The 19,125-nt window shown below is 72.9% G+C and carries 16 protein-coding genes; 5 read left to right on the plus strand and 11 right to left on the minus strand.

All coding sequences use genetic code 11. From position 1 onward, the window contains the following. Positions 1–810 precede the first annotated feature (810 nt). Entirely contained in the window at positions 811–1,050 is a 240-nt protein-coding gene (locus tag ACIQ5Y_RS18025; protein WP_403880794.1) for a hypothetical protein, read from the plus strand. 116 nt (positions 1,051–1,166) lie between these two features. Here ACIQ5Y_RS18025 and ACIQ5Y_RS18030 read toward each other — a convergent pair whose 3' ends face one another. The 3 genes from ACIQ5Y_RS18030 to ACIQ5Y_RS18040 all read right to left on the minus strand — a co-directional run bounded on the left by ACIQ5Y_RS18030 (position 1,167) and on the right by ACIQ5Y_RS18040 (position 4,620). Beyond that, positions 1,167–2,174 carry a LacI family DNA-binding transcriptional regulator gene (locus ACIQ5Y_RS18030; RefSeq protein WP_403880796.1) on the minus strand — a complete coding sequence of 336 codons (1,008 nt, stop codon included), beginning with the start codon at positions 2,172–2,174 and terminating at the stop codon, positions 1,167–1,169. Between the two features lie 87 nt (positions 2,175–2,261). Beyond that, the gene (locus tag ACIQ5Y_RS18035) at positions 2,262–3,809 is read right to left on the minus strand and encodes a carboxylesterase/lipase family protein (protein ID WP_403880798.1); all 1,548 of its coding nucleotides are present in this window, start codon (positions 3,807–3,809) and stop codon (positions 2,262–2,264) included. A gap of 100 nt (positions 3,810–3,909) precedes the next feature. Beyond that, positions 3,910–4,620 carry a phosphatase PAP2 family protein gene (locus tag ACIQ5Y_RS18040; RefSeq protein WP_403880800.1) on the minus strand — a complete coding sequence of 237 codons (711 nt, stop codon included), beginning with the start codon at positions 4,618–4,620 and terminating at the stop codon, positions 3,910–3,912. A 1,067-nt stretch (positions 4,621–5,687) separates the two neighbouring features. Between ACIQ5Y_RS18040 and ACIQ5Y_RS18045 the strand changes: the two genes are divergently transcribed. The 3 genes from ACIQ5Y_RS18045 to ACIQ5Y_RS18055 all read left to right on the plus strand — a co-directional run bounded on the left by ACIQ5Y_RS18045 (position 5,688) and on the right by ACIQ5Y_RS18055 (position 9,521). Beyond that, a complete protein-coding gene (locus ACIQ5Y_RS18045; protein ID WP_403880802.1) occupies positions 5,688–6,941 on the plus strand; it encodes an MFS transporter in 1,254 nt (417 codons plus the stop codon). Positions 6,942–7,038: 97 nt separating this feature from the next. Further along, positions 7,039–7,953, plus strand: a complete 915-nt coding sequence (surE, locus tag ACIQ5Y_RS18050; protein ID WP_403880804.1) for a 5'/3'-nucleotidase SurE — start codon at positions 7,039–7,041, stop codon at positions 7,951–7,953. Positions 7,954–7,961: 8 nt separating this feature from the next. Next, a complete protein-coding gene (locus ACIQ5Y_RS18055) occupies positions 7,962–9,521 on the plus strand; it encodes a carboxylesterase/lipase family protein (protein ID WP_403880806.1) in 1,560 nt (519 codons plus the stop codon). On the opposite strand, the gene ACIQ5Y_RS18060 is transcribed toward ACIQ5Y_RS18055, so the two are convergent. Next, a complete protein-coding gene (locus ACIQ5Y_RS18060) occupies positions 9,518–10,582 on the minus strand; it encodes a DUF2330 domain-containing protein (protein WP_403880808.1) in 1,065 nt (354 codons plus the stop codon). The genes ACIQ5Y_RS18055 and ACIQ5Y_RS18060 overlap by 4 nt on opposite strands. 86 nt (positions 10,583–10,668) lie before the next feature. Here ACIQ5Y_RS18060 and ACIQ5Y_RS18065 point away from each other — a divergent pair, with 86 nt between their 5' ends. Continuing rightward, entirely contained in the window at positions 10,669–11,178 is a 510-nt protein-coding gene (locus tag ACIQ5Y_RS18065; protein ID WP_403880810.1) for a hypothetical protein, read from the plus strand. A gap of 137 nt (positions 11,179–11,315) precedes the next feature. On the opposite strand, the gene ACIQ5Y_RS18070 is transcribed toward ACIQ5Y_RS18065, so the two are convergent. The 7 genes from ACIQ5Y_RS18070 to ACIQ5Y_RS18100 all read right to left on the minus strand — a co-directional run bounded on the left by ACIQ5Y_RS18070 (position 11,316) and on the right by ACIQ5Y_RS18100 (position 19,021). Beyond that, positions 11,316–13,355 (minus strand): calcium-binding protein, encoded by a 2,040-nt coding sequence (locus tag ACIQ5Y_RS18070; RefSeq protein WP_403880812.1) that lies wholly within the window; start codon positions 13,353–13,355, stop codon positions 11,316–11,318. Between the two features lie 202 nt (positions 13,356–13,557). Then, positions 13,558–14,205 (minus strand): LysE family translocator, encoded by a 648-nt coding sequence (locus tag ACIQ5Y_RS18075; protein ID WP_403880814.1) that lies wholly within the window; start codon positions 14,203–14,205, stop codon positions 13,558–13,560. A 98-nt stretch (positions 14,206–14,303) separates the two neighbouring features. Then, positions 14,304–14,936 (minus strand): HAD family hydrolase, encoded by a 633-nt coding sequence (locus tag ACIQ5Y_RS18080; RefSeq protein ID WP_403881024.1) that lies wholly within the window; start codon positions 14,934–14,936, stop codon positions 14,304–14,306. A gap of 26 nt (positions 14,937–14,962) precedes the next feature. Next, positions 14,963–16,060: an ABC transporter ATP-binding protein gene (locus ACIQ5Y_RS18085; RefSeq protein ID WP_403880816.1), complete on the minus strand. Its 1,098-nt coding sequence runs from the start codon at positions 16,058–16,060 to the stop codon at positions 14,963–14,965. A 5-nt stretch (positions 16,061–16,065) separates the two neighbouring features. Further along, on the minus strand, positions 16,066–16,968 hold the full coding sequence (locus tag ACIQ5Y_RS18090; protein WP_403880818.1) for an ABC transporter permease: 903 nt from the start codon (positions 16,966–16,968) through the stop codon (positions 16,066–16,068). Continuing rightward, positions 16,956–17,858, minus strand: a complete 903-nt coding sequence (locus ACIQ5Y_RS18095) for an ABC transporter permease (protein WP_403880819.1) — start codon at positions 17,856–17,858, stop codon at positions 16,956–16,958. Before ACIQ5Y_RS18095 ends, ACIQ5Y_RS18090 begins: the two co-directional genes overlap by 13 nt. Beyond that, positions 17,858–19,021 (minus strand): ABC transporter substrate-binding protein, encoded by a 1,164-nt coding sequence (locus tag ACIQ5Y_RS18100; RefSeq protein WP_403880821.1) that lies wholly within the window; start codon positions 19,019–19,021, stop codon positions 17,858–17,860. Before ACIQ5Y_RS18100 ends, ACIQ5Y_RS18095 begins: the two co-directional genes overlap by 1 nt. Positions 19,022–19,125 lie beyond the last annotated feature (104 nt).

A 19,125-nucleotide genomic window follows, 5' to 3' on the forward strand; every position in this document is an offset into this window, starting at 1 on the left:
ACAGGTGCGACCGGGCCCACCGGCGAGACCGGAGCAACCGGCGAGACGGGCGCCACAGGCACAACCGGAGCAACGGGCGAGACCGGCGCCACAGGCACAACCGGAGCAACGGGCGTGACCGGCCCCACAGGAGCCACCGGCCCGACAGGCGTAAACGGAGCAACCGGCGAGACCGGCCCCACAGGTGCGACCGGGCCCACCGGCGAGACCGGAGCAACCGGCGAGACGGGCGCCACAGGCACAACCGGAGCAACGGGCGAGACCGGCGCCACAGGTGCGACCGGCGCCACAGGCACAACCGGAGCAACGGGCGAGACCGGCCCCACAGGAGCCACCGGCCCGACAGGCGTAAACGGAGCAACCGGCGAGACCGGCCCCACGGGCGCAACCGGGCCCACCGGCGAGACCGGCGCCACAGGTGCGACCGGGGCCACCGGCGAGACCGGCGCAACCGGAACCACCGGCCCAACCGGCCTGACGGGCGCCACAGGCACAACTGGCCCCACCGGCCCGACGGGCGCCACAGGGGCAACCGGGCTCACCGGCTCCACAGGCCAGACCGGCCCCACAGGGGCAACCGGGCTCACCGGCCCCACAGGCCAGACCGGCCCCACAGGGGCAACCGGGCTCACCGGCCCCACAGGGGCAACCGGGCTCACCGGCCCCAGCGGAGCCACCGGACCCACCGGACCCACCGGAGTCACGGGAGCCACCGGAGCAACGGGAGTAACGGGAGCGACCGGAGCAACGGGAAGTGCGGGCGCGACCGGGCCCACCGGGCCCACCGGCACCACCGTCACGACCCATGAGGTGCCGGGCAATCTCGTCAACGCGATGCCCAACGGCGGTACGGGGACGAGCACGGCCGTCTGCCCGGCCAACGAGAAGGCGATTTCCGGCGGTTTCGCCCTGCCCTCCGGGGTGTACCCGCTCATGTCCGATCAGGAGACCACCATCACCCCCGGTGACACATGGCGTGTCCAGTTCCAGAACACCAACAACGGCGGCGGTGTGCTCCAGGGCCGCGCCATCGCGAACTGCTCACCGTGATGGCGTAGACGCGGCAGCGCGCGGGCCCTGCCGGGCGGGTAGTGCCGATGTCGGGAACGAGTCGGCGCTCCCTCCCCACGGCGGCCCGCGCGACCCACCCGCGCCGCCGCGGCCCGTCAGGAGGTCTGGCGGTGGACCAGTACGGCTTCCACGGGCGGGACCGCGGGCGCCGTGCCCGATTCGATCAGGTCGTGCACCGTGTCCGCGATCAGCGCCGGCGACGGCAGTTCGAGCCGGATCGTGGTGAGCGGGGGCTGCTGGAGGCTGGAGAGGACCAGGTCGTCGGAGCCGACGACGGCGACGTCGTCGGGTACGGCGATGCCCTCGGCCCGCAGCGCGTGCATGAGCAGCGCGGCGTACTCGTCGTTGTAGGCGAAGACCGCGTCCAGGTCCAGGCTCGGCCAACGGCGGGCCAGGGCCGTCGCGGAGTCCGTCGTGTACGCGAGCTCCACGGGGGTGACGGTGGCCATGTGACGGGCCGCGACCGACTCCGCTCCCGCGAGGCGGGGCCGGGCCAGGGTGCCGAGGCCACGTTCCAGGGGCATGACCACGCCGATCCTGGTCCGCCCGCGGGCGATGAGGTGTTCGGCCGCCGTGGCACCGATGTCGGCACCCTCGAGGCCGATGGTGTGCACGCCCTCGACGGGGCGGGCGGCGAAGGCCAACAGACCGCGGACCCCGGCGCGGGCCAGGAGCTCGGCCGCCTGCGGCGTGAAGCGGTCCCCGTCGAGGGCGACGACGGCCGCCGGGCGCAGTTCGGCCCAGGCCCGGGCGGCGTCGAGGGGGTCCGCGAAGCGGCCGGCGTGCAGCACGGCCGTGTACCCGCGTCGGTCGAGCTCGCTGTGCAGATCGTCGACCCAGTCGCTGACGAGGCGGCCGATCGCGGAGATCGACGAGGGCATCAGGACCAGGTTGCTGCGGCCGGCCCGCAGGGAGCGCGCGGCCGCGTGCGGGACGTAACCGAGCTGCTTGGCCGCGTCGAGGACGCGGGCGCGGGTGTTCGCGCTGACGCGGTGACCCTGGGTGTCGTTCAGGACGAACGAGACGGTGGCCCGGGACACCCCTGCGAGGCGGGCCACGTCCGCGCTGGTGATGGACGCGGGGCCCTGCGTGTCTTTGGCCATGACGTCCTCGACGATCCTCTTGCCGCTCGTGTGCCTCGCTGTGGCCTTTCCCTCTCAGGTTACACGAGTTACGGCTGGTGAGCCGGTTTACACGGAGGGCTGCCCGGGCCCGAACAGGAGTCGGGAGGCGCCGGCCAGGTCCCCGAGGGCCGTCACGACCGAGTCGAAGCGCATCGTGGTGCGGGTCGCCGTGTCGTACGGGCCCCACGTCGGCATGTCCGGGTGGTTCGGGTCGCCGGTGCGGACGAAGGCGATCCAGGCCCGGTGCATGGTGTAGGCGAGGCCGTCCCGGACGGCGGGCGCGAGCCCGGCCAGGAACGGGGCGTGCGCCCACTGGTCGAAATTGTCGAAGACGAAGGGCAGTTCGAGGCAGTGCGCGGCACCGAGACGGCCCTCGTGCGCGGGCGTCGGCAGGTCGAACTGGTAGGCCCGCACGGGCCGTCCCGCCTCGGCCATGGCCTCGGCCAGCCGGACCGCGGGAATCCTGAAGAGCTCGTCGGTGATGAGGTCCATCAGGACGTCGGCCGGGCGGGATCCGGGGCGGGCCCGCTCGTAGGCCGCGTACACCCCGGCGGCCGACGGCGCCCCGAAGGTCTGCGCGATCCGGTCCGTGACCTGTTCCCGGGTGGCGGCGGCGTACCCCTCGTCGAGGGCGAAGCCGAAGTTGGCCTCCTCGCGGGTCCACCCGATGACCACGTCGATGCCGGCCGCCTCGGCCCGGAGCAGGGATTCGGCCGGGTGGTGATGGAGGGTGATCCCGTCGATCACGGGGAGGAAGGGGGTCGGCCAGTACCCCCATCGCATCGTGTGCGCGAACAGTCCGGCGCCCGCGGCGATCAGCTCCTGCCAGGGCAGGGCGCGCAGTCCGTGGACGTCCTTGGCCCCGCACAGCTCCAGGTACTCGGCGGTGCGTTCGAGGTAGGCCTCCGGGCCGGGGAGCTCCAGGCCGAGGGGCGGGCTCTGCAGGACGACCCGCCGTATCAGGCCCCGCGCCCGCGGGTGTCCCACGAGGGCGGCGGTGGACACGGCGCCGCCTGACTGGCCGGCGACGGTGACGCTGTCCGGGTCACCGCCGAAGGAGGCGATGTTCTCCTTCACCCAGCGCAGGGCGGCGAGCTGGTCGGTGAGCCAGTGGTTGCCACCCTCCTCGGGCGCGTCGCCGTACGGGCCGAGGTAGAGGTAACCAAGCGGCCCGATGCGGTAGTTGATGCTCACGACGACCAGGTCGCCGTCGCGCGCGAACGTCGCGCCCGAGTAGCCGGGCAGCGAGCCGGAGCCGGAGACGAAGCCGCCGCCGTGGATCCAGACGAGCACGGGCCGTCGGGCGGCGTCGGCGGCGGGCGTCCAGATGTTCAGGGTCAGGCAGTCCTCGTCGAAGGGGGGCGACCCGTGCCCGCCGAGCACGGGGTCGCCTTCCTCGCGGTACATCTGCGGGGCGCTCGGCCCGTCCGCGGTGGCGTCCCGGACCCCGCTCCAGCCGGGATGCGGCCGTGCGGCCCTCCAGCGCAGGTCCCCCACGGGCGGTTCGGCGTAGGGCACCGCACGGAAGACCGTGACGCCGTCCTCGACCACCCCGCGGAGCGAGCCTGCGGGCGGGTCCACCAGTACGTGGTCCGGGGCCGGGGAATGAGACATGAGCAGATCCTTCCTGGCTGCGCCGCCGGACGCGGACCGGCGGGCACCCCGAGACTATTGCGTGAATTTGGCGACCGTCAATGGTTCGCCATATTCCGGCTCAGAGCCAGAGGGTGCCCGTGGCCATGCGCCGCGCTTCCTCTTCCAGCATCGGCGCGAACGCCCGCCACAGCACGAGGCACACCCCCAGGCCGAGCAGGAGGCCGGCGAAGGTGTCGGTGAGCCACTGGGCGTGCAGCCAGGTCCGGCTCGCCATCATGGCGAGCACGTACGCGCCGCCGACCGGCCACCACCAGCGCCGGGCGCGCGGCGGGAACGCCAGCACCGCGACCACGAACACGAGCGCTACCGCGCTGAACACCTGGCCGGAGGGGTACGACCCGTCGTTGACCAGGACCGCCGGGTACGGCGGGCGCGGACGGTCGGCGAGCGCCTTCAGGGGCAGGACCACCAGGACGTTGGCACCGACGGCCGCGGTGAAGGCGAACAGTCCCGAGCGCCAGCGACCGTACACGCAGAGGCAGCCGATGAGCCCGAGCGGCAGGACCAGTCCGATCGGGCCGCCGAGCCGGTCGAGGACGAGGACGAATCCGTCGGCCGGGCCCCGCACGGAGGCCGCCCAGTGGTCGTCGAGCCCCTGGAAGAAGGGGCGTCCACCCAGGCTCAGCAGCACGGCGACCAGGAACGAGACGAGCAGCAGGCCCAGCCCGAGGCCGAGCGCGTGTCGCGGCGGAGCCGCCGGAAGGTGGTGGCGGGCGGGCGGTGCGGGGTGCGGCGCGCGGGAGGGCGCGGAGGAGGGAACGTGCGACATGGCGGGCCTTTCACGATCGCCGCCCCGGGCGGCGGGGCGGGGCGTACGGGGAGGGCGTACGGGGAGAGGCGTACGGGGTGCGGCACGGCATGGGCGCTGCCGCGCCACGGGGAGCAGCCGGGTCACGGGGAGCCGTGACACGCCCAGGGCCCAGGGAGCGGGGCCATGGCGAACCGGGCCACGGGGACGGAGCGACGGGGACGGCACGACGGGGGACGGAACGACGGGGAACGCAGCGGCGCCGAAGACCACGCGTGCGACCCGCGCCGCGACCGGCGCCGCGACCGGAAGGGCGTGCCCGTTCGCGGCGTCCGGCGCGATGTGTCACCGAGCCCGGGCCGGCGGCTCGTACCGGGCACGCTTCCGCGGTCCGACAACGTGGCAACGCGGCAACGCGATGCCGCGCCGGTCGGCGCGACCCGGTGAACACGGCCGCGAGGCCCGTGCCGGGACCCGGGCGGGAGGACGGAGCGTCGACGCGTCGACGGGGTGTCCGCCCACGGGACGTACTCGGGTGCGCCGCCCAACACCGGGGGCACCTCACGGCGGTGGCCGGGGAGGGGTGCGGTGTCGGGCGGCGCGTTCGGGCGTGATCCGGATGGGATGGCCCAAGGGGCCGACTGCGTGCCGCCCGGCGGAACAGGGGGCGGCAGCGGTGGCCGGCGACGGGGTCGTCGCGGTGCGGCACGGAGTATTGCCGATGCGTGACGGCCACCACAAGGGCAAGAGGGTTTTCCGACACGGCGACCCGGTCCAGTGGCCTTGGAACGTTGGTTACACGTCATTTCGCGCCGACGTCCCCGTCGGTCACGATCTGCACAACGACCGCCCACAGGCACTAGTGCAGCCCGGAAATGGGTGCTACACAGTCTCCAGCGCACTTGGTGACACGTGTAACAACATCAGGTGAACACGCAACACCGCGTCCCGTCCGCCGCGTTTCCCGGCGCCACCGCTTCCCGGCGCCACAACGCCACCCGGCGTCAGTGCTTCCCGGCGTCCGCCCGCGGGACAGCCCCTCCCCCCTCGCACGCCACCTCCCCGTTCCGTCCCCCCGAGGAGTCGTCATGGCCACGCACGAAGTCACCGATCCGCCCGTCCCCGCCCCCGCACAGCAGACCCGCCAGCGCGCGCTCCTGCCCCTGCTGCTGGTGGCCAACTCCTCGATGCTGGCGGTCTACATGGGCGTGGGATCCGTCCTGCTGCCCACCCAGATCGCCGCGATCGATCCCGAGAACAAGGTCGCCGTCCTCGGCCTCATCGGCGGGGTCAGCGCGATCTTCGCGACCGCCTTCAACCCGATCGCGGGCGCCCTCTCCGACCGTACGGGCCGCCGCAATCCGTGGATCGTGGGCGGCGCACTCGGCGCGCTCGCCTGCCTGGCCTTCCTCGGCAGCGTGACCACGGCGCTGCTCGTCGGCATCGCCTGGTGCCTGGTCCAGGCGACCATGAACGTCTACCAGGCAGCCGTCACCGCGATCGTGCCCGACCGCGTCCCGGCCGCCCGCCGCGGCACCGCGTCCGCCCTGGTGGGCCTCGGCCTGCCCATCGGCGGCACGGTCGGCGTGCTGATCGCCTCGCAGACGGCGGCCCACCTGCGCACCGGCTACCTCGTCTTCGGCGCGATCGTCGCCGTGTCCGCGCTGCTGCTGACCACCCTCTGCCGGGACGTCCCGCGTACCGAGCCCGCCGCCACCCCGGCCGCCAAGCCCAAGGGGGCCCAACTGGCCGCCTTCCTGTCGGCGTTGGCGAACCACGACTTCCGGTGGGCCTTCATCGGCCGCGCCCTGATGGTCCTCGGCTACTTCTCCGTCGTCGGCTACCAGCTGTACATCCTCGACGACCACATCGAGCTGCCCGCCGGGCTGACCCCGCCGGCCGCGATGGCCGTGCTCACCCCGGTGTCGATGGTCGCGATGGCGGTCTCCACCCTGCTCGGCGGGATGCTCTCGGACCGCTGGGACCGCCGCAAGGTGTTCGTCGGCGTCTCCGCCGCGCTCGCCGGGCTCGTGATGGTGGTCCCCGTCGTCAGTCCGACCTGGACCGGGATGCTCGTGTTCAGCGCGCTCAACGGACTCGCCTTCGGCTGCTTCATGGCCGTCGACACCGCGCTCGTCACGCTGGTCCTCCCCAGCGCCGAGGACGCGGCCCGCGACATGGGCGTGCTCAACATCGCGAACGCCGGGCCGCAGATCATCGCCCCCTTCGTCGCCTCGGCGATCGTCACCTCCCTGGGCGGCTACACCCCGCTCTTCCTGGTCGGCGGGGCCCTCTCGCTGATCGGCGCGCTCGCCATCCTCCCGATCCGCAGCGTGCGCTGACCCCCTGCTCCGGCGGACGCGTGCCGAGGGTCGCGCGTCCGCCGGTCTCCAACCGGTTCACCCTCGTCCGCCGCAACTCCCTTCCGAGGAGCGCTCTGTGAGACTCAAGCGTGTTCTGCCCCTGGCCGCCCTGATGCTGTGCACGTCCACCGTGGCCGGGACGGCGCCCGCGCTCGCCGATCCGCAGGCATCGCCGGCCCCGTCCGGCGGCCCGCTGCGGATCCTGCTCACCAATGACGACGGGTACAACGCGCCCGGCATCCGCAAGGCCTTCGAGCGGCTGACCGCCGCCGGGCACGACGTCACGATCGTCGCCCCGCTCACCAACCAGAGCGGTACGGGTACGAAGATGGCGAGCTCCCCCACCGTCACGGTGAAGCACCCCGAGCCCAAGGTGTGGGCCGTGGACGGCACCCCGGGTGACTCGGTGGCCTTCGGCCTGGCCCAGGTCTTCGCGGGCCGGGCCCCCGACCTGGTCGTCTCCGGCACCAACTTCGGCCCGAACGTGGCCGGTCTGGCCAACCACTCCGGGACGGTCGGCGGCGCCGTCGCCGCCCTGGAGCACGGCGTGCCGGCCATCGCGCTGAGCACCGGCGGTACTTCCGCGCCCGACCCCGTCACCACCGTCAACGCGATGGGCCCGACGCTCGACTTCGCCGTCAAGCTCATCGACCGGCTGCGCTCGCGGGCCCGCTCCGGACCGCTGCTGCCGCAGGGTGTCGGCCTGAACGTCAACCACCCCGTCGTCGGCGCCGACGGCACGGGCACCGCGGCCGGTGTGTCCGCCACCTTCCAGGACCCGCAGACCGTCCTGGAGCCGGAGTACGCCGACGCCGGCGACGGCACCTGGAAGATGACCGTGAAGGTGGCCCTGCGCCCGGCGGCACGGGGCGGTGACGTCGAGGCCGTGAGCGCGGGCCGGATCGCGGTCAGCCCCATGAACGCGGACTGGAACACCGGTCCGGCCGACACGGCGGTGACCGCCGCGCTGATCGCCGGTCTGCGCCCGTGAAGTACCCGGTGAGGCCGTTGCTCTGCACGGTCCTTGCGCTGGTGGCGTCCCTGCTCGTCCCCGCCGTACCGGCGGGGGCGGTGCCCGGCGGGTCCCCGCGCCCGGTGGTCACCGTCGGGCAGGGCGCCCTGCGGGGGCAGGCGGCGGACGGGGCCGAGGAGTTCCTCGGGGTCCCCTACGCCGCTCCCCCGGTCGGGGCCGCCCGGCTGCGGGCCCCGCAGCCGGCGCCCCGGTGGCACGGCGTGCGGGAGGCCGTGCGCCAGGCCCCGGCGTGCGTGCAGTTCTCGCCGTTCGGGCTGCGCGATGCGCGGGCCGTCAGTGAGGACTGCCTGTACCTGGACGTGTACCGGCCACGGGGTGCCCGTCCCGGAGCCCGCCTCCCGGTGGTGTTCTGGATGCACGGGGGTGCGTACAGCCAGGGAACGGGAACGCAGTTCGGCGGGCGCACCATGGCCGATCTGACGCAGAGCGTGGTCGTGAGCATCAACTACCGCCTGGGGCAGCTCGGTTATCTGGGCCTGCCCGAACTGGCCGCGGAGAACGGGGCCCGGTCCGGCTCCTTCGGGCTGATGGACCAGCTCGCGGCCCTGCGGTGGACGCGCGAGAACATCGCCGCGTTCGGCGGGAACCCGGGCAGCGTGACCGTCTCCGGGCAGTCCGCGGGCAGTGGTTCCGTTTGCGCGCTGCTGGCGGCGCCGTCGGCCGCCGGCCTGTTCCACCGGGCCGTACTGCAGAGCGGGCCCTGCACCTTGCTGCGTACGCCCGACGGTGCGCGGGCCGAGGCCGAGGCGCGGACCTTCGCCGAGAAGGCCGGGTGCACGGACCGGGCCGCGGTCGCCGCGTGCCTGCGTACCGTCCCGGCAGCCGCCATGGTCGAGGCCGCGGGGGCGCTGCCCACCTCGGGTCCGGCGTCGGGTGACGGGCTGCTGCCGGTCGATCCGGCGGCGGCGATCGGGAGCGGGGCGTGGAACAAGGTCCCGGTGCTGATCGGGAGCACCCGTGCCGAGGCCCGGTTCTTCGTCGCGCTGACGCAGCCCCGGCTGACGGAGCAGGAGTACACGGCGCAGGTCCTGGCGACGCACGGGGCGGCGGGTCCGGAGGTGTTGGCCCGCTATCCGGTGTCGGCGTACGGCTCTGCGTACCTTGCGCTGTCGGCGGTCATGACCGATTCGTCCTTCGCCTGCCACACCGCGTGGACGGCCCGGACGTTCGCCTCGCAGGTACCGACGTACGTCTACGAGTTCGACGATCCGGACTCGCCGACGCTCGCGGGTGCGCAGGTGCCGGGGCTGGACGAGTCGAACGCCCACAGTGCGGAGCTGGCCTATCTTCACGACTTCACGATGGGCGAGCGGCCGCTGACCCCGGTCCAGGTCGCGCTCGGCACGCGGATGAAGCGCTACTGGGGAGCCTTCGCGCGCTTCGGCTCCCCCGTCGTGCCGGGTCAGACCGCGTGGCCGGCGGCCGGCCCGGACGCCACGGTCCTCGTCCTGAATCCGGCGGCCACGCGGACGACGGACTCGTTCGAGGCGGACCACCAGTGCGCGTTCTGGCGGTCACAGCACTAGGTTGCGCGCCTGCGGCGGCGGAACAGCAGGGCTGCCGCCAGTGCCACGAGGGCGGCGGAGACCGTCAGGAGCCATACCGGGACTCCGCCGCCCACCGTGAGCAGTTCGTCGTGGTAGACGGTCCGGCGGTACGGGGTGTCCTCCGCGGTGGCGCGCAGTTCGTGGTCGGCGTCGATGCGGCCCGGTTCGGGGAACTCCTGGTCGATCGCGGTGAGGAACACGGGCTTGCCGCCGGCGAGTTCGGCGAGTGGGCCGGCGCCCGGGGTGATGGTGCCGGCGAAGGTCACCTCGGGGGCGGAGCCGCCGATCGGTGAGCCGGGTTCCATGCGGTGTTCGGCCAGTACGTACAGGCCGAGTGACTGCGGGTTCTTCGCCATCCGGGAGAGCCGCATGGGGTAGACCAGCCGGTCGCTGTCGAAGCGGATCCTCAGCGGGTCCAGTGCGCCCTGCAGCTTCTTGCCCGGCTCTCGGGGGGCGAGCCGTACCGCCACGTACTCCCACTTCCGGTCGACGTAGGGCTTGACCTCGGTGGTGAGGCGTTCGGGGAGGGTGAAGCCGTTGGACTCCAGCCAGTTCCTCAGGGCGTCGGGGTCGGTGGCGGTCAGGCGGGCGACGTCGAAGTCGCCGAGTTGCTCACGGCCGACGACGCCGACTCCCGGAGCGCGCGAGGTGGGCAGGGCGGCGCCGACGCCGTCGCCCTGGCTCGAGGAGAACGGCCAGTCGTGGTTCCGCGGCCAGAAGTAGTGCCGGGTCCTGTGCCGGGGCCGGGTCTGCTCCGCCAGTTCGTCGAACAGCCTGCCGTCGCCGAGCTCCACCGCGGCCCGCCCCGGGACCGGCATGATCCAGGCCGCCCGGTCCGCGTCCCCCCGTACGACGAAGCGCATGACGATCTGCTCGGTGCGGCCGTCCCAGCGCACGGCGGAGGTCTCCCGGTCGACGCCGATCCGCGACTGGCCGTAGGGGACCATCGCGCCGCAGCCGCACGCGTAGGCCGGGCTGATCAGGGAGCCCAGTTGGGTCGCGAGCAGGGCGAGCAGCAGGGCCGCGATCCTTCGTTTCATCCACACGGGGTCTCAGACGGACGCCCGTGCGATCCGGTTCCGACCCCGCTCGCAGACCCGCCCGACCCGGGCTCATACTGTGCTGCATGACGGAGAGCGAGAGACCGCAGCGTGCCCTGCGGCGCCAGTCCGCGGCGGAGCGCAGCCCGCTGGTTCCGGACTCGGTGGAGGCGGAGATCCGGCGTCACGACTGGGACGCGATGGAGTGCGGCTGCGGCCGCTCCGCCGGGCATCTGGTGGGTGCGGTACGGGATGCCGCCGAGGGGCATCCCTCCGCGTTCCGCGCGCTGGAGGGCCACGTCTTCTTCGGGGAGGACCTGAAGCCGCCCGCGCCGGCGGCGTGCGGCGTCCTGATGGCGGTGTGGACCGCGGGTCCGCCCCGGCAGGCCACCCGCGAGGCCTTGCTGTGGACGTTGCTGGCGCTGCTGTGCACGGTGGACGACGGCGGCACCCACGAGGCGGGGCTGCACGGCCAGTGCGCCGCCTTCATCCGCACCGGTGCCGAGGGATTCCGCCGTGAACTGGCCACGGCCCCGGGCTCGGGGGCCGCCGCGTACGCGGAGGGGATCCTGGAGCTCCTCGGCGCACGGGCCTGAGGCCATCGGAACGGAACGGCGGCCTGCGCTTCGTCCGCGGGTGGGCCGACGGGCGGGCCCAGGGGGCCCGCGCACCGGCCGTGTCGAAAGCCGAAGGGCCGTCGCCGGGGCCCCGGCGACGGCCCTGGGGAGGACGGTCAGGGACAGTTGATGCGGGTGTCGCCCGAATCCGTGGTGCAGGTGTCGAAGTTGGGGCCGCCGTTGGCCGTGTCGTTGCCGGACACACCGTCGACGGTGTTGAGCTGGTCGGAGCCGTAGGAGCCGGTCAGAGTGTCGTTCCCGGCGCCGCCGTACAGGATGTCGCCGCCGTTGCCGCCGTCGACGTTGTCATTGCCTACGTCGCCGTAGAGGACGTCGGAGCCGTCGCCCCCGCGGATGATGTCGTTGCCACCGAGGCCGCAGATCACGTCGTTGCCGTTCGTGCCGACGATCGTCTCACCCGCACTCGTGCCGATGATCGTGCAGCCGCGGCTGTTGTTCACGGCGGTCGTCGCCGTGGCGGTGTTGTTGGCGGGCACCGGGTCCTGCTCCATGGCGGCGGCCGTGGCCCTGTTCGTGATGGTGCCGGTCGACCTGGGTTCCACGGTGACGGTGACCGTCGCGCTCCCGCCCGGCAGCAGCGAACTCAGCGTGCAGTTCGCGCTGGTGAAGGTGGTGGTGCAGCTGCCGCTGGAGGTCGTGGCCGATACGAGTGTCGCACCCGCTCCGGAGACGGTGTCGGACAGCGTGATGCCGGTGGCCGACGCGGTGGAGCCGGCGGCGTTGGAGACCCGTACGGTGTAGGTGGCCCGATTGCCGAGGCTGAGCTGGGTGGTCCCCGACTGGCTGACCGAGAGGTCCGCCCGCGCGGGTGGTGGGGGCGGCGGTTCGGTGCCGCCGCCGTCGTAGCGGGCCAGCGCGAAGTCGCCGTCCGGCCCGCCCCCGCCGGCGGCGACGATCTTCGCGTCGGACTGCAGGACCAGGCCGCGCGCCGAGTCGGGACCGCCGAAGTCGGTGGTCACCATGCCGTCGCCGCCGAAGGTGGTGTCCGGGCTGCCGTTCGGGTTGTGACGCAGGACGGCGAAGTCGCCGCCGGGACCGTTGCTTCCGGCGAGGACGATCTTGCCGCCGGGCGCCGGCAGCATGTCGCTGACCGGGGCCGGGAGGGTCACCCTGCCGTCGCCGTCGAACGTGGTGTCCAGGCTGCCGTTGGGCATGTAGCGGGCCATCGAGTCGCCGCCGGCGGCGATGATCCTGCCGTCGGCCTGCACGGCCAGCGCCTCCACGCCCTCGTAGTCGCCGAAATCGGTCCGCACGATGCCGTCGCCGTCGAACGTGGTGTCCAGGCTGCCGTCCGCGTTGTAGCGGATCAAGGCGAAGTCGAAGCGGGTCGACCCGACGTCGCCCCCTGCGACGATCTTGCCGTCGGACTGCAGCGTCAGGGTGCGCCCCGTGCCCCCTTCCTCCCCGGACCCCGGAGCGGGATCGGTGGTCACCTCGCCGTCGCCGCCGCCGAAGGTGGTGTCCCGGCTGCCATCGGGGTTGAACCGGGCCAGGGCGAACGTGCCGCCGGAGGTACCCATGGCAAGGATCCTGCCGTCGGGCCGCACCACCACTTCGTAGGCCTCGTTCGGGCCGCCGCCGAAGTCGGTGGTCACGATGCCGTCGCCGCCGAAGGTGGTGTCGAGGGTGCCGTTCTCGTTGTAGCGGACCACCGTGAACCAGCAGCAGTCCTCGTACTCCTTCCAACTGCTCCCGACCACGACGATCTTGCGGTCCGGCTGCACCGTGACTCCGTAGGCGTCGTCCCACATGCCGGTGCCGGAGATGTCGGTGGTCACCCTGCCGTCGCCACCGAAGCCGGTGTCCAGGCTGCCGTCGGGGTTGTACCGGGCCACCGCGAAGTCGCCGGCCGTCGCGTCGTCGAAGGTCGACCCGGCGACGACGAGCCGACCGTCGGGTGCCTGCGCCAACTCGTTGCCGTTGTCGGTGCTGCTGCCGAAGTCGGTCAGCACTCTGCCGTCGCCGCTGAAGGCCGGGTCCAGGTCCCCGGGGGCGGCCGTCGCGGTGCCGGGCAGGGAGAGTACGAGCGCCAGACAGGCGACCGCGACGGCCCCTGCCCGGACGGCCCGTGACCGCCTGCGTCGGGCCACGAGCTGGCGGAACGCCGTTCGCAGCAGAGATGTGAACACGGGCATGCGGACCTCTCAGCCTCTCATCGTCCCGCCCTCACATCCCACGCGGAGCGGGCGTGCGACAGTGTCCCGCCGTGCTCACGGGGCGCTCTCGACGACCGGGCTGTACTGCGCCCACTGGGCGCCGGGGTTCACACCCCCGGGCGACGGACCTCTGATCACCCGATGAATCACCGTGGCGTCGACGCCCGGGCTCACGCCGCGTTCAGTCGGCTCGGCCCGTGGCCGCGACGGTGATTCCGAGTCCGATCATGGAGAGGCCTCCGGCCCCGCCGATCAGGGAGAGCCGCTTCGGCGAGCGGGCGAACCAGGTGCGCGCTGTGGCGGCCGCCAGTCCCCACGCGCTGTCGCAGGCCACGGCGATGACGTTGAAGACCAGTCCGAGGAACAGCATCTGAAGGGCCACGCCGCCCTGGCCCCGGTCGACGAACTGCGGGAGGACGGCGGCGAAGAACACGATGGTCTTGGGGTTGGCCACGCCGACCGCGAACCCCTCCCACAGGGTGCGCGGACCGCCGCGCGCGGGGCCTTCCCCGGAGAACGCGGCCTGCGGCGCGCCACGCCGGCGGAACGCCTTGATCCCGAGGTACACCAGGTACCCGGCGCCCAGGAGTTTCAGCACGGTGAAGAGGAGCACGGAGCGCTCCACCAGGGACCCGAGGCCGAGGGCGACGGCCACGACGAGGACGCAGGCCCCCAGCGTGTTGCCCGCGACCGTCATGAGCGCGGCGCGGCGGCCCTGCGACAGGGCCCGTCCGATCACGAACAGCACGCTGGGGCCGGGGATCACGATCAGGAGGAACGACATGGCGGCGAACGCCGCCAACCGGTCTGCGGAAACCATGGAGTCCATCCCGGCATTCTGGCCCGCCCGGCTCCCCCCACCAAGGGCGCGCCCGACAGGCCCTGGGGCCTGGCGTCACACTCCCGTCTGCCCCGCGACGCCTGGCCTTAGGACGCGGCCGCCGCCAGGCAGTCGCGCAGCAGGGCCGGGGTGACCTCCTCCAGGGAGGTCACGAAGGTCCGCCGCGGCGAGTGCGGGACCGGGAGCAGGGACGGGACGATCAGGAGCCCGCAGCCCGCGGCCTCGGCCGAGGCGGCGCCGTCCGGAGAGTCCTCCACCGCCACGCACGCCTCCGGTACGAGGCCCAGCCGTTCGGCTGCCGCCCGGTACGGCTCCGGGTGCGGCTTGGTCCGGGGGGTGTCGTCGGCGGACATCGTGAAGGCGAAGGGGACGTGGGCCAGGGAGCCGCCGACCACCGAGTCCACGACCACCCGCGGTGAGGCGCTGACCAGTGCGAAGGGCACTCCCTCCGTCTCCAGTACGGACAGCAGCCGTTGCGCGCCCGGCCGCATCGGCGCCCCCGCTTCCACCTTGCGGAAGAAGCTCTCGGTGAGGGCCTGCGCCACCTCGGCCGGGTCTCCCCCTCGTGAGACCCGGACGAGGTGCGCTGCGGTGTCCTCGACCGCGCGGCCGACGACCTCCGGCGCGTCCGCGTGGTCGAGCCGGTGGCCGAGGGTGTCGGCGATCTCCTCGGTGGTGCGCCACCACAGCACTTCGGTGTCGACGAGGGTGCCGTCCATGTCGAACAGGACCGCGGCGAGGGCGCTCACACGGACCTCGCGACGACGAGCACGGGGCGCTCGGCCAGTACGACGGCCGCCCGCGCGCCGGGGACCAGGTCCCCCGCGTCCCGGGAGGCGAGGTCCGCCTTGACGGCCACGCCGCCCGGCAGTTCCAGGTGGAGGCGGGTGACGGCGCCGAAGAAGGAGGCGGAGACGACGGTGGCGGTGCCTTCGGCGTCGGCCCTCGCCGTCACGTTCTCGGGACGTACGAGGACCTCCACGTCCGAGGTGGCGGGGACCGGGCCGTCGACGGGCAGGCGCGACCCGGCGACCTCCACGAGACCGGAGTCGGTGAGCCGTCCGGGCAGCCGGTTCATGGTGCCGACGAACTCGGCCACGAACGGGGTCGCCGGGCGTTCGTACAGTTCGCCCGGGGCGGCGCACTGTTCGAGCTTGCCGGCGTTCAGGACGGCGACCCGGTCGGCCATGGACAGGGCCTCCTCCTGGTCGTGGGTGACGAAGATCGTGGTGATGCCGAGGGAGAGCTGGAGGCGGCGGATCTCCTCGCGCAGGTTCGTCCGCACCTTGGCGTCCAGCGCGGACAGCGGCTCGTCCAGCAGGAGCACGCGCGGGCGCAGGGCCAGGGCGCGGGCGAGCGCGACGCGCTGCTGCTGGCCGCCGGACATCTGGTGCGGGTAGCGGTCGCCGTGGTCGGGCAGGCCCACCAGGTCGAGGAGTTCGGCGGCGCGCTCGCGGCGCTGCTCGGCGCCGACCTTGCGGACGCGCAGGCCGAAGGCGACGTTGTCGCGGGCGTTCAGGTTCGGGAAGAGGCTGTACGACTGGAAGACCATCCCGGCGTCGCGGCGGTTGGCCGGGACGCGGGTGATGTCCTGTCCGTCGACGAGGACTTCCCCGGAGTCGGGCTGTTCGAAGCCGGCGACGACGCGCAGCGCGGTGGTCTTACCGCAGCCGGACGGGCCGAGCAGGGCGATGAGTTCGCCCGGCTCGACGGTCAGGTCGAGTCCGTCGAGGGCGACGGTGGAGCCGAAGGCCCGGCGCAGGCCGCGGAATTCGACGCGCGCTCCACCGGTGGGCTCGGCGGGGTCCATGGGCTTCCTCGCCGCGGGGAGGGTGGTGGACATGGGGGTCAGGACTCCTTGCGGGAGGTGGTGGCCGCTGTGGTGGTGGGGTTGGTCCCGGCCCGCGAGAGGGCGAGCAGCAGCAGCCAGGTGATCAGGAGGCTGAGGATGGAGACGGCCACCGACATCCGGGCCTGGGCTCCGGAGATGGAGACGATCCACACCGCGAAGGGCCGGAAGCCCAGCAGGGAGGCGATGGTGAACTCGCCGAGCACCAGGGCCAGGGTGAGGAAGGCGGCGCCGGCCAGGGAGGCCCGCAGGTTGGGCAGGAGCACGCGCAGTACGACGTACGGCCAGCTCGCGCCGCAGCTGCGGGCGGCCTCGACGAGGGTGGGCACGTCGACGGCGCGCAGACCGGCGTCGAGCGAGCGGTAGACGAACGGGAGCGCCAGCACGGTGTAGGCGAGGACCAGGACGACGGGGAAGTTCTCGTTCTGGACGGCGATGAACGTCTGGTAGAGCGGGGTCCGCGACAGGTGTTCCGGTCCCCAGCGCAGCACCGTCGTGATCCCGGTGACCAGGGCGATCGGCGGGACCACGAGCGGGAGCATGCACATCACCTCGACGACGGGCCGCAGCCGCGGGGAGCCGATGCGTACGGCGACCAGTGCGGGCACCGCGAGCAGCAGCGACAGTGCGATGGTCGCGGCGGCGAGACCGAGGGAGAGCAGCAGGCTCTGGGTGAAGCCTTCGGCGGCGAGGAGTTCGGTGTACGCCTCGAAGGTGATCCCCTGGCCGGGCACGTGCACGGTGAAGACGAAGGAGGCGACGAGCGGGAGGAGGAAGTAGGTCCCGGCGAGCAGCAGGACGGCTCCGCGCCAGATCCTCGGGCGGGGCCGGGTCCGGGCGGTCTTCGCCGGGGTCTCGGCCTGCTCGGGGGTGCGGGTGGCGGTGGGGGTCATCGCAGCCATCGGGCGCTCCGTCGCTGGAGGGGCAGGTAGACCGCCATGACCAGGCCGGCGATCAGGATCATGTCGAGGCCGAGGGCGAGGGCCACGTTCTCCTGGCCGGTGAGCACGTTCCCGGACAGCGCGTCCGCGATCTTGAGCGTGACCAGCGGTACGGAGCCGCCGACGAGCGCGGCGGCCGTCGCGTGCGCGGCGAAGGCGGTGCCGAAGAGCAGGACGAACCCGCCGAGCAGGGAGGGCGCGAGCACGGGCAGGCCCACGTGGCGCCAGAACTGCCATCCGGTGGCGCCGCTGTTCTGGGCGGCCTCGCGCCACTGCGGGCGCAGTCCCTCCAGGGCCGGGGCGATGACCAGCACCATCAGGGGGATGAGGAAGTACAGGTAGACCACGGTGAGGCCGGTGAAGGAGTACAGGTTCCAGCCGAGGTCGGTGAGGTGGCCGAGCTGGGTGAGGACTCCGGAGATGCCCGCGGTGGCGATGAACGCGAACGCGAGGGGTACGCCGCCGAAGTTGGCGAGCACGCCCGAGGCGGTGAGCGCCGCGCTGCGCAGGGTGGTGGAGCGGGAGGTGACCACGGCCTGGGCGATGACGACTCCGAGCACTCCGCCGAGCAGTGCGGTCAGGGCGGAGAGCTGGACGCTGCCGATGAGCGAGCCGAGGTAGGGGCCCTGGAGCGAGCGCGCGAGGTGTTCGCCGGTCAGCCGGGTGGCGCCGCCGTCGGGGTCGGTGCGGGTGACCGCGCCGAAGGCCATGGCGCCGAGGGGGATGCCGAAGCAGAGCCCGGTGAAGACGAGGAGGGGGAGGGTCGCGAGCCAGGTGCGCGGGCCGCGCCGCCGGCGGCGGCTGGTGCTGCCGCCGGCGGTCCCCACGGGACGAGGGGTGGTGGTGGACATCAGGAGAGGGCCTTGTCCCACTTCTCGGCGAGGGTGGCCTTGGCCTTGTCGAGCTCGGTGGAGGCCGGGAAGGACGGGGTGCCCTGGACCTGCGGGAGCTTGGTGACGGCGTCCTTGTCGACGGTGCCGTCCTGCGTCATGACGGGGAGCAGGACCGGGCGGGCGTGGCCCTTCAGCCACAGGTTCTGGCCCTCGGCGCTGTAGAGGAACTCCATCCACAGGCGGGCGGCGGCCGGGTTCGGGGCCTCCTTGTTGATGGCCTGCGAGTAGAACTGGGCGTAGACGCCGTCGGTGGGGACGGCGACCTTCCAGTCGACGCCCTTGCCCTTGAACTGCTCGGCGTAGCCGGCGTTCAGGTAGTCCCAGTCGATGGAGATGGGCGTCTCGCCCTTCTCGACGGTGGCCGGGGTGGACTCGACCGGGATGAAGTTCCCGCTCTTCTTCAGCTGGCCGAAGAAGTCGATGCCGGGCTGGATGTCGGCGAAGGAGCCCTTGTTGGCGAGGGCGGCCGCGTAGACGCCGCCGAAGGCCGAACCGGACTTGGTGGGGTTGCCGTTGAGGGCGACCTTGCCCTTGTACTCGGGCTTGAGCAGGTCGGCGAAGGTCTGCGGGCAGGTGGTGATCTTCGCGGCGTCGCAGCCGATGGAGACGTAGCCGCCGTAGTCGTTGTACCAGCGGCCGTCGGCGTCCTTCTGGCCTGCCGGGATCTTGTCCCAGGCGGCGACCTTGTACGGGGCGAAGAGGTTCTCGCCGGCGCCGCTGCGGGCGAAGGCGATGCCGAGGTCGAGGACGTCGGGGGCGCGGTCCTGGCCCTTGCGGGACTTGACGGCGGCGATCTCGTCGGAGCTGGAGGCGTCCGGGTTCTCGCTGTTCACCTTGATCTTGTACTTGGCCTCGAAGGCCTTGATGATCTCGCCGTAGTTCGCCCAGTCCGGCGGCAGGGCGATGACGTTGAGCTTGCCCTCCTTCTGCGCGGCGGCGACGAGGGCTTCCAGCGAGCCGAAATCGGCGACCGAGGTGGCGGTGGCCGGCTTCGCGCCGTTCTTGGCGCCGTCGCCGCCGGAGGCCTTGGTGTCGGGGGCGGCGCCACACGCGCTGAGCGTGGTGAGGACGGCGGCGCTGAGCAGTACGGCCGCACCACGACGGGCGGAGGAACTGAGCACGGTCTCTCCCGGAGACTTAGTGGGGTCCACTTGTCTGAACAAGTTGGCTCCAGTTCGCCCGGTCTCACTGTACGGACGGTGAACGGAGTCTGGACCGGGAGGCA

The organism is Streptomyces sp. NPDC096339 (genome assembly GCF_044762985.1).
GTDB lineage: Bacteria > Actinomycetota > Actinomycetes > Streptomycetales > Streptomycetaceae > Streptomyces.

Coding starts and splice junctions, on each gene's coding strand:
- ACIQ5Y_RS18030 (WP_403880796.1), bottom strand. CDS start 2,174: ATGGCCAAAGACACGCAGGGCCCCGCGTCCATCACCAGCGCGGACGTG.
- ACIQ5Y_RS18035 (WP_403880798.1), bottom strand. CDS start 3,809: ATGTCTCATTCCCCGGCCCCGGACCACGTACTGGTGGACCCGCCCGCA.
- ACIQ5Y_RS18040 (WP_403880800.1), bottom strand. CDS start 4,620: ATGTCGCACGTTCCCTCCTCCGCGCCCTCCCGCGCGCCGCACCCCGCA.
- ACIQ5Y_RS18045 (WP_403880802.1), top strand. CDS start 5,688: ATGGCCACGCACGAAGTCACCGATCCGCCCGTCCCCGCCCCCGCACAG.
- ACIQ5Y_RS18060 (WP_403880808.1), bottom strand. CDS start 10,582: ATGAAACGAAGGATCGCGGCCCTGCTGCTCGCCCTGCTCGCGACCCAA.
- ACIQ5Y_RS18065 (WP_403880810.1), top strand. CDS start 10,669: ATGACGGAGAGCGAGAGACCGCAGCGTGCCCTGCGGCGCCAGTCCGCG.
- ACIQ5Y_RS18070 (WP_403880812.1), bottom strand. CDS start 13,355: ATGCCCGTGTTCACATCTCTGCTGCGAACGGCGTTCCGCCAGCTCGTG.
- ACIQ5Y_RS18075 (WP_403880814.1), bottom strand. CDS start 14,205: ATGGACTCCATGGTTTCCGCAGACCGGTTGGCGGCGTTCGCCGCCATG.
- ACIQ5Y_RS18080 (WP_403881024.1), bottom strand. CDS start 14,936: ATGGACGGCACCCTCGTCGACACCGAAGTGCTGTGGTGGCGCACCACC.
- ACIQ5Y_RS18085 (WP_403880816.1), bottom strand. CDS start 16,060: ATGTCCACCACCCTCCCCGCGGCGAGGAAGCCCATGGACCCCGCCGAG.
- ACIQ5Y_RS18090 (WP_403880818.1), bottom strand. CDS start 16,968: ATGGCTGCGATGACCCCCACCGCCACCCGCACCCCCGAGCAGGCCGAG.
- ACIQ5Y_RS18095 (WP_403880819.1), bottom strand. CDS start 17,858: ATGTCCACCACCACCCCTCGTCCCGTGGGGACCGCCGGCGGCAGCACC.